This is a genomic window from Pseudomonas sp. P1_A1, assembly GCF_056406935.1.
Window position 1 is genome coordinate 31302 of sequence record NZ_JBFTZE010000025.1, and the last position, 14535, is coordinate 45836.

Annotated in this window: 14 protein-coding genes; 1 reads left to right on the top strand and 13 read right to left on the bottom strand. The window is 61.5% G+C overall.

Going from position 1 to position 14535, the window contains the following annotated elements:
- Window positions 1-24 precede the first annotated feature (24 nt).
- From AC1D2Q_RS27025 to AC1D2Q_RS27040, 4 genes are read right to left on the bottom strand one after another with little or no spacing between them, the layout of a single operon-like run.
- Window positions 25-1572 carry an amino acid ABC transporter permease/ATP-binding protein gene (locus tag AC1D2Q_RS27025; RefSeq protein ID WP_477815191.1) on the bottom strand — a complete coding sequence of 516 codons (1548 nt, stop codon included), beginning with the start codon at window positions 1570-1572 and terminating at the stop codon, window positions 25-27.
- Window positions 1573-1621: 49 nt separating this feature from the next.
- Entirely contained in the window at window positions 1622-2419 is a 798-nt protein-coding gene (locus AC1D2Q_RS27030) for a transporter substrate-binding domain-containing protein (RefSeq protein WP_305409099.1), read from the bottom strand.
- Between the two features lie 26 nt (window positions 2420-2445).
- Window positions 2446-3495, bottom strand: a complete 1050-nt coding sequence (locus AC1D2Q_RS27035) for an isopenicillin N synthase family dioxygenase (RefSeq protein ID WP_477815192.1) — start codon at window positions 3493-3495, stop codon at window positions 2446-2448.
- On the bottom strand, window positions 3488-4345 hold the full coding sequence (locus AC1D2Q_RS27040) for a sugar phosphate isomerase/epimerase family protein (protein ID WP_477815193.1): 858 nt from the start codon (window positions 4343-4345) through the stop codon (window positions 3488-3490). The genes AC1D2Q_RS27035 and AC1D2Q_RS27040 overlap by 8 nt, the downstream gene beginning before the upstream one ends.
- A 299-nt stretch (window positions 4346-4644) precedes the next feature.
- Here AC1D2Q_RS27040 and AC1D2Q_RS27045 point away from each other — a divergent pair, with 299 nt between their 5' ends.
- Window positions 4645-5463 (top strand): DeoR/GlpR family DNA-binding transcription regulator, encoded by an 819-nt coding sequence (locus tag AC1D2Q_RS27045; RefSeq protein ID WP_018928936.1) that lies wholly within the window; start codon window positions 4645-4647, stop codon window positions 5461-5463.
- Window positions 5464-5467: 4 nt separating this feature from the next.
- On the opposite strand, the gene otnI is transcribed toward AC1D2Q_RS27045, so the two are convergent.
- The 9 genes from otnI to AC1D2Q_RS27090 all read right to left on the bottom strand — a co-directional run bounded on the left by otnI (window position 5468) and on the right by AC1D2Q_RS27090 (window position 14528).
- Window positions 5468-6250 carry a 2-oxo-tetronate isomerase gene (gene otnI, locus AC1D2Q_RS27050; RefSeq protein WP_477815194.1) on the bottom strand — a complete coding sequence of 261 codons (783 nt, stop codon included), beginning with the start codon at window positions 6248-6250 and terminating at the stop codon, window positions 5468-5470.
- A gap of 21 nt (window positions 6251-6271) precedes the next feature.
- Window positions 6272-7732, bottom strand: coding sequence for a GntT/GntP/DsdX family permease (locus AC1D2Q_RS27055; protein ID WP_305409105.1), 1461 nt, complete (start codon window positions 7730-7732; stop codon window positions 6272-6274).
- A gap of 204 nt (window positions 7733-7936) precedes the next feature.
- The gene (gene otnC, locus AC1D2Q_RS27060; protein ID WP_007941469.1) at window positions 7937-8575 is read right to left on the bottom strand and encodes a 3-oxo-tetronate 4-phosphate decarboxylase; all 639 of its coding nucleotides are present in this window, start codon (window positions 8573-8575) and stop codon (window positions 7937-7939) included.
- Window positions 8572-9870 carry a 3-oxo-tetronate kinase gene (otnK, locus tag AC1D2Q_RS27065; RefSeq protein ID WP_305409106.1) on the bottom strand — a complete coding sequence of 433 codons (1299 nt, stop codon included), beginning with the start codon at window positions 9868-9870 and terminating at the stop codon, window positions 8572-8574. Before otnK ends, otnC begins: the two co-directional genes overlap by 4 nt.
- Before the next feature lie 10 nt (window positions 9871-9880).
- Window positions 9881-10786 (bottom strand): L-threonate dehydrogenase, encoded by a 906-nt coding sequence (gene ltnD / locus AC1D2Q_RS27070; RefSeq protein WP_018928932.1) that lies wholly within the window; start codon window positions 10784-10786, stop codon window positions 9881-9883.
- A gap of 166 nt (window positions 10787-10952) precedes the next feature.
- A complete protein-coding gene (locus tag AC1D2Q_RS27075; RefSeq protein ID WP_477815195.1) occupies window positions 10953-11138 on the bottom strand; it encodes a hypothetical protein in 186 nt (61 codons plus the stop codon).
- A 102-nt stretch (window positions 11139-11240) separates the two neighbouring features.
- On the bottom strand, window positions 11241-12305 hold the full coding sequence (locus tag AC1D2Q_RS27080; protein WP_477815229.1) for a 2,3-butanediol dehydrogenase: 1065 nt from the start codon (window positions 12303-12305) through the stop codon (window positions 11241-11243).
- Window positions 12306-12399: 94 nt separating this feature from the next.
- The gene (locus AC1D2Q_RS27085; protein WP_477815196.1) at window positions 12400-13512 is read right to left on the bottom strand and encodes an acetoin dehydrogenase dihydrolipoyllysine-residue acetyltransferase subunit; all 1113 of its coding nucleotides are present in this window, start codon (window positions 13510-13512) and stop codon (window positions 12400-12402) included.
- Complete coding sequence (locus AC1D2Q_RS27090) at window positions 13509-14528, bottom strand: alpha-ketoacid dehydrogenase subunit beta (protein ID WP_477815197.1); 1020 nt, start codon at window positions 14526-14528, stop codon at window positions 13509-13511. Before AC1D2Q_RS27090 ends, AC1D2Q_RS27085 begins: the two co-directional genes overlap by 4 nt.
- Between the last annotated feature and the right edge of the window lie 7 nt (window positions 14529-14535).

Consider the following 14535-nt stretch of genomic DNA (forward strand, 5'->3'; position numbering starts at 1 on the left):
CTGAGGGCACGCGGCTAAACCCATTCAAGACAGGCATCCCTCCTCCACTGGCGCCTGCAACCCCATGAACCGCCGCACTCGATGAGCCTCGGGCTGCTCGCGGATCGCCTGTGGCGAGGCATCCAGCTGAATGTGGCCGTTTTCCATGAAGATCACCCGGTCGGAAATCGACAGGGCAAAGTCCATCTCGTGAGTGACAATCAGCAGGGTCATGCCTTCGCGGGCCAGGTGGCTGATGACCGTGAGTACTTCGCCGACCAGCTCCGGGTCCAGCGCCGAGGTGGGTTCGTCGAACAGCAGGATGTCCGGGTCCATGGCCATGGCCCGGGCAATGGCCACGCGCTGTTGCTGGCCGCCGGACAGTTGATGCGGGTATTTGTGGACGTGTGCCAACAGGCCGACCTTGTCGAGTAGCTGGCAGGCGCGTTGTTCGCTCAGTGCGCGACCGGCACCGTGATAACGGGGAGCGAGGCTGATGTTGTCCAGCAGTGTCCGGTGCGGGAACAGGTTGAAGTTCTGGAACACCATGCCGATGCGCCGCACGCCCTGACGAATCCGACGGCTATCCGGTTTGTCCCAGGCATTGATGAAGCCCTCGCCGAACAACAGGATTTCGCCCTGATCGATGCGCTCCAGGCCATTGACCGTACGAATCAGCGAGGTCTTGCCGGAGCCGGACGGGCCGATGATTGAAATCACCTGGCCACTTTGTACCTTCAGGTCGATGCCCTTGAGCACATGATGATCGCCGTAGCGTTTGTGCACGCCCTGCAGATGCAGGGCCGGGGCGGCGCCTTTGGATGGGGGCTTGAGCTTGCTCGATAGCTTGCTCGATAGAACAGGCGCCAGACTGTCACGCAGCGCTTGTGTCGAGGCGCCGTCGAGGGTTTGCGGTGTCCGCAGGTTGAGGTCCAGGTAGCGTTCCAGACGCTGCAGGGCAAAGCCGAACAACGTGACGATCAGCACGTAGTACACACCCACCGCCGCCAGGGTTTCCATCACCAGGAAGTTCTGCGCATACAGGCGCTGGCCGACGGTCAACAGTTCAGTCAATGAAATCACCGAGATCAACGAGGTCAGTTTGACCACCGTGATGTATTCGTTGATCAAGGTCGGCAGTGAGATACGAAATGCCTGGGGAATCACAATAAGCCGTTGCAGACCGAGCAGGCCGATGCCCAGGGCACGTCCGGCTTCCTTCTGGCCCTTGGCGACCGAGATCAGCCCGCCACGATGAATTTCAGCCATGTAGGCGGCCTCAGTGACCACCAGCGCCAACAGGCCGGAATAGAACGGTACCGACAGCACCGGTCCGGCACCGGGCAGTAACTGCGGCAGGTTGTAGATGAAGACCACCAGCACCAGCAGCGGAATGCTGCGAAAGAACCAGATGTAGAATGACGCCGGCAGGCGCAGCCAGGGCGAGCCGGACAGCTTGGCTGACGCCAGGATGAAGCCCAGTAACATCCCCAGGAACCAGGCCAGGGCGCTCAGTTCGATGACGGTCAGGCTCGCCGCCCAGAAGTCAGTCTTGGAGAACAGCGAAATAAAGTAAGACCAGTCGAATTGCATAGACACCTCGTGCACGCCGCGCCCTCGACCGAGGGCGCGGCTTCAGCCATTACTCGGAGACCGGTTCCAGATCGTATTTTTTGAGAATGGCGGCGTACTCACCGTTGGCTTTGCTGTCGGCCAGCGCCTTGACCAGCGCCTGATAGGTAGCGTCGGCATCTTTTTTCACGTAGATGCCCAAGGTCTGCGGGTAAACCAGCTTCTGCGAACTGACCACAACCCGCCCGTTGGTACGCTGGGCGATCATGTGCGCGGCACCGGCGATTTCCACCTGGGCCTGGATGTTCTTCGACAGCAGCGCCTGCGTCACTTCGGGAGCCGAGGGGTATTCGTTGACGGTGATCGCGCCTTTGTTGTTCGGCACGCAGTAGTCGCTGGACAACTGGTTGAACTTGGCGACCCAAGTGGTGCCCTGCTCCAGGCCGATCTTCAGGCCGCACAAGTCCTCGGGAACCTGCGGGCTCAACTCACTGCCCTTGGGCACCATGATCGCCGCGCCGGTATTGGCGTAGGCGATGGTGCGGGCCTGGAGCTGGCGCTCGGGGGTGATGTACATGCCGGAAATGATCGCGTCGTAATGCCCGGCGTTGAGGCCGTTGATCAGATTGGGGAACTTGGTGTCGACGAAGTTGGCCTTGACGCTCATCGCCTTGGCCAGGGAGTGGGCCAACTCAGGATCAGAGCCGACCACATTCTTGTCAGCGTCGTAGGACTCGAATGGTGGGTAGGTGATTTCCATACCGACCTTCAACACACCGGGGGTCGCGGTGCTGGCGAAGGCGGTGCTGGCGCAGAACAGGCCGGCGGCGAGCAGGCTCAGTTTGGTCAGGGCGTTGTGGCTTTTCATGGTGGGAAGCTCCGTGGGTTGTTTTTTTAGGAATGAGAGGTGGTGTTCTTCAGGTGGCCGAAGCTCGATGGCTTTCGGGCCCGTGACGGCAGTTCAAGCTCGCCGTTCTCCACGCGTTTGCGCAGGTACTGGTAGGTCTGCAAGGCCTGGCTCCACATGTGTTCGCCAATCGCCAGTGCCTCGTAATCCCGGTCATCCCTGGCGAATGCCGGCAGCGGCTTGATCAGCGTGTGATAGTCGCAGGCGTAGAACAGCGGGAAGCTGTAGCGCTCCTGGGCAACCTTGCGCACCCGGTGGGCAGTGGCGACAAAAGCACCTGCGGTCATGACTTCCAACATGTCGCCGATGTTCACCACGAACGCGTCGGGTAGTGGCGGTGCGTCGATCCACTGCCCCTGATCATTGAGCACCTCCAGCCCCGGTTGATCGGCGTGCAGGATGGTGAAGCACTCGTAGTCGGTATGCGCACCGATTCCCGGTGCGTCGATGACATCGGCGTCAAAGGGGTAATGGATCAGTCGCAATTTGGAGGGTGGGCGAGTCACCAGCGCGTCGAAGTAGCCCTCCTCCAGCCCCAGAGCCAAAGCGAAGCCATCGAACAACCGACGGCCTAGTGCGAACACCGCCTGATAGTAGTTCTGTACCGCGCTCTGGAAACCCGGCACGTCGGGCCAGTGGTTCGGCCCCAGCAGCGGTGTACGGTTGAGGAACAGCGGGTCATCCGCTGGCACTTCGAAGCCGATATCGAACGCTTCTTTGTGATCCGGCTTGCCCTTTGAATAGACCTCCTCGCCTTCGGGCACGAAGCCCTTGTGGCTTTCCGAGGCGCCGATGTAGTGGCGCATCTTGGCGTCCAGCGGTTGCGCAAAATAATCCCTGGCCGCCTGGCGCAAGCCCTCGATCAGCGCCGGGTCGATGCCGTGCCCGGTGATGTACAGAAAGCCCACATCGCTGGCGGCGCGGCCCAGTTGCTCGGCCACGGCCAGGCGGTGCTCCAGTTCGATGCTGAAGAGTCCGGCGATGTTCACCACCGGAATGCTGTTGAAGTTGGCCTGGGTTGGCGAGGTATTACGCATGGCGGGCTCCTTCACGGGTGAAACGGTCGAAGTGTTCGCGCTCGGTCCGGGCCATCCACTGGTTCAAGGTCCAGAGGTCAGCCACCGGCATGTTGGTGAAGGGCAAGCGATGCAGATAACCGTCGGCACCGAACTCCGGGGTCAAGGTGCTGACCGGGTAGCCACGTTCGCGCTGAGCGCTCCAGACGGACTCCCAGTGGCGCTGATGGAACGCCAGTTCACGGGCATATTCCGGGGCCGCGGGATGGGGGACTTGCGGGCCTTGGTCGTAGCCGACCCGAGCCTGGATGTGATGCACGCGCTCGACGAAGGCCGAAAGATCGTCGGCCGGATCGTCCAGCAGTCGCTCACAGCACACCACCCAGTGGCTGATGTCACTGGTGAAACGCAGGCCCGGCAGTTGGCGGATCAGCTCCAGGGTCACCCAAGGGCTGTAAAGGGAACGGGCGCGATGCGTCTCGAAACTGCAGAACACGCCATGCCTGGCGGCCAGTTCCATGGCCTGGCCGAAAAATTCGACCTGCAATGCCTGCGGCCAGCGGTCGTTGCCGGCCAGCAGATTGACGAAACGTGGGGTCAGCTCCGAGGCCCAGCCCAGTTTGCGATCAATGTCGGCCAAGTGCTGGGTGGGCGTGGCGTTCTGGTCGGGCAATACATCGTAGGCACTGAACAGTGTGCAGATGTAGGGAACTTGATTACTGCGCAGGAAAGCGCCGAACTCGCCACGCTCATCGGCCTGCAGTGGCAGGCGCGCTTCGAGGCCATCGAAGCCGGCGGCGAGCAGTTCATCCAGGGCCTGCGCCTTGCTGGCGGTATAGCCCCATAACGTGCGGAAAATTTCTAGCTTCATGCATTCCTCTCGGCTGCGTCAGGCCGCCCGCTGTTTGGGCTGGCGTTACTGGGCAGTCGAAAGAAGTTGCTGCGGGCCGCTGCTCTGCTGGCTGCGGTCCCGTGTGACGAATCCTAAGGCTACGGCGACAAGCGATTGAATAGGCTGCAGCAAATAGTTAGTTCAGAAATTCATGAACTAAAGATTGAGGCTGCCGCCACCGGAACACTGATCCGCAACAACTCGTTCCTTTACTGTAGATTCGCTACTATGTGGGTCCCGCTTTCCTTGTCCGCGGATTTCTACACTCTGGAGCCCGAATGCCTAGTCAAAAGGACATCGCCGCCGAAAGCGGCGCACCGATGATTCCTGAGCAGCGTCGTGAATTGATGCTGCGCCAGCTGCGCAAACATCAGGTGCTGAGCGTTCATCAGTTGATGGAAATGTTCGACTGTTCGCACATGACCATTCGCCGCGATATCGCGCTGCTTGAACAGGAAGGCCGTGCTTACTCGGTCACCGGCGGCGTGCGAATCGCCAGCCAGCTCCACAGCGAGCCCAGTCATCAGTTCAAGGCGGTGGTCGAGTTGCCGCAGAAGCAGGCGATGGCCAAGCTGGCCGCGCGGCTGTTGCATGCTGACATGACGGTTTATCTGGATGCGGGCACGAGCACGCTGGAGATCGTCCCGTACATCAAGGCGCTGTCGGGAATGACCGTCGTAACCAACGATTTCGGGATTGTCCAGGCGCTGATCGATGCGCCCCATGTCACGGTGATTCACACCGGCGGGCAACTGGATCATTCGAATCAATCGTGCGTGGGCGGTCTGGCGGTGGCCACCTTGCGCCAGATCGTCACCGATATCGCTTTCATTTCCACCAGCTCCTGGGATTTGCGTCGCGGCCTCACCACGCCTTCGGCGCTGAAGGTGGAGGTCAAGCAAGTCGCGATGCAATCGGCGTCGCAAGTGGTGCTGGTGGCCAGCAGTTCGAAGTACGGCACGTTCAGCATGTACCGGATCGCCGGGCTCGAGCAGTTCGACATCATCCTCAGCGACGACGCACTCACCCCTGCCGCGGCCGATAGCATCCGCAAGCAGGGCGTCGAACTGCTGTTGCCTTCCGATAACAACCTGTAAGGCGTTAGCGCGCCTTCCAGTCCCGCAACCACTGCAAGCCGGCCGACGTGTTGCCACGGGGCCGGTATTCGCACCCTACCCAGCCGTCATAACCCAACTGGTCGATCAACTCGAACAGATAGGGATAGTTAACTTCGCCCAGGTCCGGCTCATGTCGATCCGGTACGCCAGCGATCTGGATATGACCGATGCCGGCGAAGTCCCGACGCAGTTTCGTGGCCAGGTCACCTTCGACGATCTGGCAGTGGTAGCAGTCGAACTGAACCTTCAGGTTACTGGCGTCCACTTCCTTGCAGATGGCCTGGGCCTGATCCTGGCGATTGAGGAAAAAACCCGGCATGTCCCGAGTGTTGATCGGTTCCAGCAGCACGGTGACACCGACCTTGGCGGCCTGCGCGGTGGCGTATGCCAAGTTCTCCAGATACACGCCGTGATGCCGTGGACGATCGCTTTCCGACGGCAGCAACCCGGCCATCACATGGATGCGTGAATTGCCCAGGACGGCGGCGTATTCCAGCGCGCGATCGAAACCGCTGCGAAATTCACTCTCCCGCCCCGGCAACGATACCGTGCCCCGCTCGCCTGCCGCCCAATCGCCGGGCGGTGCGTTGAACAGCGCCTGCACCAGGCCGTTGTCGCTCAGGCGTTGTTTGAGTTCCTGGGCGCTGTAGTCGTAGGGGAACAAGTATTCCACCGCTTCAAAACCATCGGCGGCCGCGGCGGCGAAGCGATCCAGAAACTCATGTTCCGGGTAGAGCATGCTGAGGTTGGCAGCAAAACGAGGCATGGTAGCTCCTTGGACAGAAGGTTAGACAAACGGCCAGATCAGCAAGGTAATACCGAAACCCAGCGTGCCGAGCAAGGTGGTCAGCACAGTCCAGGTACGCAGGCCGTCGGCCACGTTCAGCCCGGACAGTTTGGTGAAGATCCAGTAACCGGCGTCGTTGATATGGGACATGGCCAACCCGCCACCGCCCATGGCCAGGCACAGCAGCGCCATGTGGTTCGCGGTGAGGTTGAGGGTCGCGATCAGCGGGCTGATGATGCCGGCAGTGGTCACCAACGCCACCGTGGTCGAACCCTGGACCGCACGCAGCAGCATGGTCAGCAGAAAGCCCAGCGCGAGGACCGGCAGACCGGTGGTGCGCAGCAAATCGGAGACGACGGCGCCGATGCCGGTATCCACCAGCACCTTGCCGAACACACCGCCGGCACCGGCAATCAGAATCACCATGGCCACGCCAGGCAAGGCCGAACCGATCACGTCAGACACCTGAGTACGGCTCCAGCCCCGACGCGAACCCAGCAACCAGGCACACAGCAAGGTGTCGATCAGCAGCGCCACCAATGGCGCACCGAGCACAGTCATGATACCGCGCAGGACCGAGTCGGCCGGCAGCAACGAGTTGGACAGCGTCCCCAGCAGAATCAGAATGATCGGTAGCGCGATCAGGCTGACGATCATGCCAAAACCCGGCGCGGGTGCAGGCGGCAACTTGGAAACGATAGTGCTGGTGGCTTCCTCCAGGCCCATGTGCGACGCGGCCACGGCTGCTCGTTCAGCGCTCTTGCCGTTGCCATTGGCCCAAGCGACCAAATCTTCGTTGGTGACATGCGGGCCATAGACTTCGGCACGGATATCGTCGGTCATCGGGTACACCCGACGGGTCATGCGCCCGGCCACGCGGTAACCGACATAGCAGAGGAACGCGGTGATCGGCAGACCGAACATCAGCACCCGGCCAAGGTCGGCACCCAACTGACTGGCAGCGGCCACCGCCCCTGGATGCGGCGGCAGGAAGGCGTGTACGGTCAGCAACGCCGCACACATCGGCAGCGCAAACACCAACAGCGGCTTGCGCGCACTGCGGGCGACGCCATAGGCCAACGGCATCAGGATGATCACGCCGACCTCGAAGAACACCGGCACCCCGACCATGAACCCGGCAATCGTCAGCGCCAGCGGCGTGCGTCGATTGCCGAAACGGTTGATCAGCGTCTTGGCCAGCGCCTCGGCACCGCCGGAGAGTTCGATGATCCGTCCGATCATCGCGCCCAGGGCGATGATGATCGCGATATGGCCCAGGGTCTTGCCCATGCCGCCTTCGATGGTGGCGACCAGGTCGGCCGGTTTCACCCCGGCCACCAACGCCACCAGAATGCTCACCAGCATCAACGCCACGAAAGGCTGGAACTTGTACTTGAGCACCAGAAACAACAACAGAGCGATCCCTAGCCCCGCGGTAACCATCAGGATTAACGGGCTCATTTCACAAGCCCTCCGCGCCGGGTGAACACAAGGGTGCTGCAACCGGGTCTGAAAATGCCGCAGTGAAGGTGAGTCATGCCTGGATGTCCTCTTGTTATTGTATTTTTCAGGCAAGCCGGGGTCGTGGGAGTCGCTGCACGTCTCCCGAACAGGGCCTGCTTTATCGGTCTTTCGTGTTCTATCGTTTTAAAACACTTCAGCGCACTACCAGTGCACGCCGAAGGCTGCTCGCAGCTCGTCCAGTGCTGCCTGATCGAGCGGTTCGGGCTTGGGATTGCTCATCAGCCACAGCCGCGCGGTTTCTTCGAGTTCTTCCAAGGCGTAACTGGCTCTGGACACCGAACTCTCCCAGACCACCGGCCCCAGCCGTTCGAGCATCACGCCGCGAACGCTGTTGGCCAGTTGTGCGACCTGTTCGGCAACCTTTGGCGAGCCGGGACGCTGGTAGCTGATCAACGGGATATGCCCGACTTTCATCACCTGATACGGCGTCAGTGGCGGCAGGATGTCATTCGGCTGCCAGACTCCCGCCAGGGTCAACGCCACCAGATGAGTGGAATGGGTATGCACCACGCCACCGACACTCGGGTTGCGGTCGTAGACCTGGCGATGCAACGCCAGGGTCTTCGAAGGCTTGTCACCGGACACCCACTCGCCAGCCAGATTGACTTTGGCGATGGTCGCCGGGTCGAGGCGGCCCAGGCACACGTCAGTCGGCGTGATCAGCCAGCCGTCATCCAGCCGTGCGCTGATATTGCCGGCGCTGCCGACGGTGTAACCGCGCTCATACAGGCTGCGGCCTACGTCGCAGATTTCTTCGCGCAGGGCGTTTTCATTACTCATTGCGCACCTCCGGTCTGGGCCAGTTGCTTCAGCGCTTTGCTGAAGAAATCCCGACCACCGAAGTTGCCCGATTTGAGCGCCAGCGCCAGAGGCTCATCGGTGCTGCTGACGGTTGCCGGCACACCCGGATCGATCTGCGCGCCGATCTGCAGCAGTTGCACACCCAGCGCCTGAACCACCGCGCCCGAAGTTTCACCGCCGGCGATCACGAAGCGCCGCACGCCGCTTTGACGCAAGCCTTGGGCAATTTCGCCAAATGCGTTTTCCACTAGACTGCCGGCCTGCTCGACGCCGAGCTGCTGTTGCACTGCCTTGACCTCGTCCGGTGCGCTGGTGGCGTAGATCAATACCGTTTGTGCATTGCCCTTGGCGAAGGCCAGGGCTTGGGCAACCACTGGTTCGCCAGCCGCCAGGGCCAAAGGATCGATCCGCAACGCGGGTCGACCGGCTTCGAGCCAGGCCGCGACCTGGCCATTGGTGGCGATCGAAGCGCTGCCGGCCAACACCACTTCACCGCCGGCCACCGCCGGGAGTTTCGAGGCATCGAGGTCGCGCAATTTACCGGCGCGACGGAAGTTTTCCGGCAAGCCCAGGGCCAGCCCCGAACCACCAGTCAGCAACGGCAAGTCGGCACAGGCGGTGCCGAGGGTGTACAGATCCTGGTCCGACAAGGCATCGGCAACCGCCATGCCGACACCTTGAGCCCGCAGTTCGGCGATGCGTCCGCGTACCTTTTCGGCGCCTTGGGCAATGGTGTCGTAGCGCAACAGGCCGACGTTCAGACGGGTCTGCGATTGCAGCACCCGCACCAGGTTGGCATCGGTCATCGGCGTCAGCGGGTGATGCTGCATACCCGACTCGCTGAGCAGTTGATCCTGCACGAACAAGTGACCGCGAAAGATTGTCCGGCCATTCTCCGGGAACGCTGGGCAGGCCAGGGTGAAATCGCTGCCCAGCGCCGCCAGCAGTGCTTCGCTGACCTGGCCGATATTGCCGGCCGCGGTGGAATCGAACGTCGAGCAGTACTTGAAGAAAATCTGCTCGCAGCCTTGGTCACGCAGCCAGGCCAGCGCGGCGAGGGACTGCTCGACCGCTTCGGCGACTGGAATGGTGCGTGACTTGAGGGCGATGACGATCGCATCGGCATCGAGCCCGGCCGCCACTTCGCTGCTCGGAATGCCGATGCTTTGCACGGTGCGCATACCGCCGCGCACCAGCATGTTGGCCAGGTCCGTGGCACCGGTGAAATCGTCGGCGATGCAGCCCAGCAATGGGCGTGCAGGGGTTGTGCTCATGGTGCGTTCCTCAAACCGGCTCGGTCTTGGCAGTCGGCAACTCGATGCCGGGGAAAATCTTGATCACCGCAGAATCATCCTCACGCCCGAAGCCGGCACTGGAAGCCTGCATGAACATCTGGTGGGCAGTGGCCGACAGCGGCAGCGGGAATTTGCTGGCCCGCGCGGTATCCAGCACCAGGCCCAGGTCCTTGACGAAAATATCCACTGCGGACAACGGCGTGTAGTCAGCCTTGAGAATGTGCGGCACGCGGTTTTCGAACATCCAGGAATTGCCGGCGCTGTGGGTGATCACTTCATAAAGCGCGTCGGCATCGACCCCTTCACGCAGGCCCAGCGCCATGGCTTCGGCAGACGCAGCGATGTGCACCCCGGCGAGCAGCTGGTTGATGATCTTGACCTTGGAGCCCAGGCCATGGCTGTCGCCCAGGCGATAGACCTTGCCGGCCATGCCTGCCAGGACGGCTTCGGCCTTGGCGTAAGCGTCGGCCGGGCCGGACGTCATCATGGTCATTTCACCGGCAGCCGCCTTGGCTGCGCCACCGGAGATCGGGGCGTCCAGATACAGCAAGCCCTGGGCGGTCAGGCGCTGACCCAGGTCGACAGCGTAGGTCGGGGCCACGGTGGCGCAACCGATCACCAGGCTGCCAGGGCGCAACGCAGCGACGGCACCACCCTCGCCAAACAATACGGTTTCGGTCTGCTCGGCGTTCACCACCACGGTAATGATCACGTCGCACGCCGCGGCCATTTGCGCGGGCGAAGAGCACGCCACACCGCCCTCCCCGGCAAACTGTTCAGTCACCTGCGCACGCACATCACAGGCATGCACATTGAAACCACTGCGCAACAGTGAGCGGGCAATGCCCAACCCCATCGCGCCCAGACCGACAACACCGACATTCTTGTTATTCATGGGGTACTCCTGAGGGAAGCAACGGCCTGTTCCACGCCGACAAAGCGCAGGCGGCGGGCCGCGATGTAGAGATGAGCACCCGCGGCATGGCCAGCGGAACGCCCAACACAATGGCAGCTACGAGCTGCTTGACACTAGTTGAGCAGATAATCCACCAATGAACAGATTATGTGAAGTATTTTTTTAAAATAACATTTTTTAACATCGACCCAAAAACATCCATCGTCGCGACGCATGCTCTGTCGAATTTACGCAGGTGAAAAAAGTCAGATTGCAATCCAGATAGCCGACGCAGCTGCTCGCAAGCAGCCGCGTTGGCCGGGATGTTTACCTTGAATGTTTCTTTTTTCATGAAGCGATCCTTGCGATGAAATCCACGGTAATCAAAGCAAGGGGTTCACTTAAGTGGTTTTATGCAGGCTGGGCCATCATCAATCGCTCTCTTGCAGACGCCTCAGATTCGAGCGGGTGACACGATGATTTTCACGTTGTGCTCCTTGTTGTTAACCAATTGCTCAAAGCCCTGCCCGACGATCTGTTCCAGCTGAATGCGCCCGGTTATCAGCGGCGTGATGTCCAGCCGGCCGTCGGCGATAAAGGCGATGACATCTGCGAACTCCCCGTTATAGGCGAGTGCACCCAGCAGCTGTTTTTCGGTGGCGACCAGCTCGAAGAAATTGAACTCGCTGGGCTCCTCGAAGATGCCCACCAATACACACGTGCCCGCCTTGCGGATGAGGTCGATGGCGAGCTTGGCGGTGTGTTTGTTGCCGATGCATTCGAAACTGACATCCGCCCCCAGCCCGCCGGTCAGCCGCCGCACCTCAGCCAACGCGTCACACTCATTGGGGGCCAGCACATGGCTCGCCCCCACCTCCTGGGCCTTGGCCTTGCGCGCTCCCGACATTTCCAGAGCAATGACCTGGGCCGCGCCAGCCGCCTTGGCGCACATGATGGTGCACAGGCCGATGGTTCCAGCGCCAACCACCACCACATTTTTCCCCAGCAAACTCCCGGCCTTTTTCACCGCGTGCATGCCCACTGCCAGCGGTTCGATCAGCGCCCCGGCTTCGGCGGGAAAGTTGGCCGGCAACTTGTAAAGCAGGTTGGCCGGCACGTTGACCAACTCGGCGAACGCGCCATTGTTCATCAGCCCGGTGAACGCCAGGTTCTCGCAAATGTTGTACAGCCCATGGGTGCAGTAATAACAAGTGCCACAGTGCTGACAGGCATCGGCGGCCACCGGTTCGCCCACACTGAACCCCTGGACCCCGGCGCCGATTTCGACGATCTCGCCACAGAACTCATGACCGAGAATGCACTGCCCCTTGATGCCGGTCAGCGGGTGCGGCGCATCCACCGGAATGAACACTGGCCCGGCGACGTACTCATGCAAGTCGGAGCCGCAAATACCGCACCATTGCACGCGAATCTGCACCCAGCCCGCCGGTGGCGAGACGGGCAACGGCACATCTTCGACGCGGATGTCGTGACGACCATGCCAGACAGCGGCACGCATGCTGCGGGTCGGATCAATTGGAAGGCTCATGTTGGAATCTCCTTGAAATCGTTGGCCTTGGCGCCCGGCAAATGGCCGGCCGCCAAGGGAGGCATCAGTGTTGTTGGACAAAGTCCAGAATCAGCCGATTGACCTGCTCGGCCGCTTCCATCTGCACCATGTGCGCCTGACCCGGCAGGATTTCGACCTGAGCAGCCAGGCCAGCGCTGTGGGTCGCAGGAATGATCGCGTCGTCACTGCCCCAGATCAGCAACACCGGTTGCCGGTTTTCTTGCACCACGCCGCGCAGATCGAGCTGTTGCCGTCCTTCTTTGAACAGCCCCGAAACCAGCAGGCGCAGGGCCGCATCCACCCCTTCCAGACGCTTGTACTTGAGCATGTCTTCGAGCATCTGCCGATTGACCAGTTCGGGATCGGAGAACAGTTGCACCAACTGTGGCTTGAGGGCATTGCGGCTGGCCGCCTCGACAAAACCTTGCAGGTAATCGCCGTTGATTTCCGCGCCCAGGCCGGCGCTGCCGATCAAGCTCAGGGAACGCACCCGCTGGGGAGCCAGGCGCGCGGTGTTCAGCGACACCGCCCCGCCCATGGAATGCCCCACCAGATGCGCCACCGGAACATCAAGATGATCGAGCAGAGCCAGCAGCACCCCGCTCAACTCATCCAGATCTCCGTGTTCCAACTGTTTGCTCGACTCGCCATGGCCCGGCAGATCCAGAGCTATCACCCGGCGCCCGGCGGCCAATGCTTCATGATTGAACATCCAGTTATTCAGGTCACCGCCGAACCCGTGCACCAGCACCAACGGCACCCCGCCTTCGCCGCGCTCGAAGTAACGGATCAGTCGCCCGTCCAGTTCGACCTTCTGCGGCTTCGGCCCACTGTCTTCCTCGGCACCGTCACCTGGCACGAACGCGGCCTGGAACTGCTCGATCACCGCATCGATCTCGGCCTCGCTGGCTTCGCCGTCGACCACAATGCCGAGCAACGCACCGACCGAGAGGGTTTCGTCCTGGCGCGCGATCTGACGGCGCAGCACACCGGAAAACGGCGCTTCGACGCTGCTGGAAATTTTGTCGGTTTCTACGTCGAGCACTTCATCGCCCTTGGCGATCGCCTGGCCCTCCTCCTTGAGCCAGACATCGACCCGGCCTTCGGTCATGGACAAGCCCCACTTGGGCATGGTCAGGGTATGGATCTGGCTCATGAACGCTTGCTCCACTCGATCAGCTTGAGCACGGCGTTTTCGATCTTCGCCGCGTCGGGGATATAGAGGTCTTCCAGAGAGTCGGAGAACGGCACCGGCGTGTGCGGCGCGGTGACCATCTCGATGGGCGCCTTGAGCGAGGCGAACGCTTTTTGCGCCACCAGGGCCGAGATGTCGGTGGCCATGGAACAGCGCGGGTTGGCTTCGTCGATCACCACCAGGCGCCCGGTCTTTTCCACGCTTTCCAGAATGCTGTCTTCGTCCAGCGGGCTGGTGGTGCGCAGGTCGATGACCTCGCAGTCAATGCCTCGCCCTGCCAGATTGCGGGCTGCATCCATCGCCGTATTGACCGTGCGCCCATAGGAGACCAGGGTCACGTCCTTGCCGTCGCGCAGGAAGTTGGCCTCGCCGAACGGGATGGTATAGAGCTCTTCCGGCACCTCGCCCTGCATGCTGTAGAGCAGTTTGTGTTCGCAGAAGATGACCGGATCGTTGTCGCGGATGGCCTGGATCAACAGGCCCTTGGCGTCATAAGGGGATGACGGGCAGACAACTTTCAGGCCGGGGATGTGGGTCCACAGCGACGTGAGCATTTGCGAGTGTTGGGCGGCGGCCCGCAGGCCCGCGCCGACCATGGTGCGAATCACCAACGGGGTGGAAGCCTTGCCCCCGAACATGTAGCGAAACTTGGCCGCCTGATTGAGGATCTGGTCCAGGCAGCAACCGGCGAAGTCGACGAACATCAATTCACACACTGGTCGCACGCCACAGGTCGCTGCGCCTACCGCGGCACCGACATAACCCAACTCCGACAGCGGCGTGTCCAGCACGCGGCCGGGGAATTGGTGGTAGAGGCCCTTGGTCACGCCCAATACCCCGCCCCAGGCGTCGTTTTCCCCGGGAGCACCGGCACCGCCGGCGACGTCTTCCCCCATGATGAACACGCTGGGGTCGCGACGCATTTCCTGGGCCAGGGCTTCGTTGATTGCCTGCTGATAACTGATTTTTCTCGCCATGATAAAG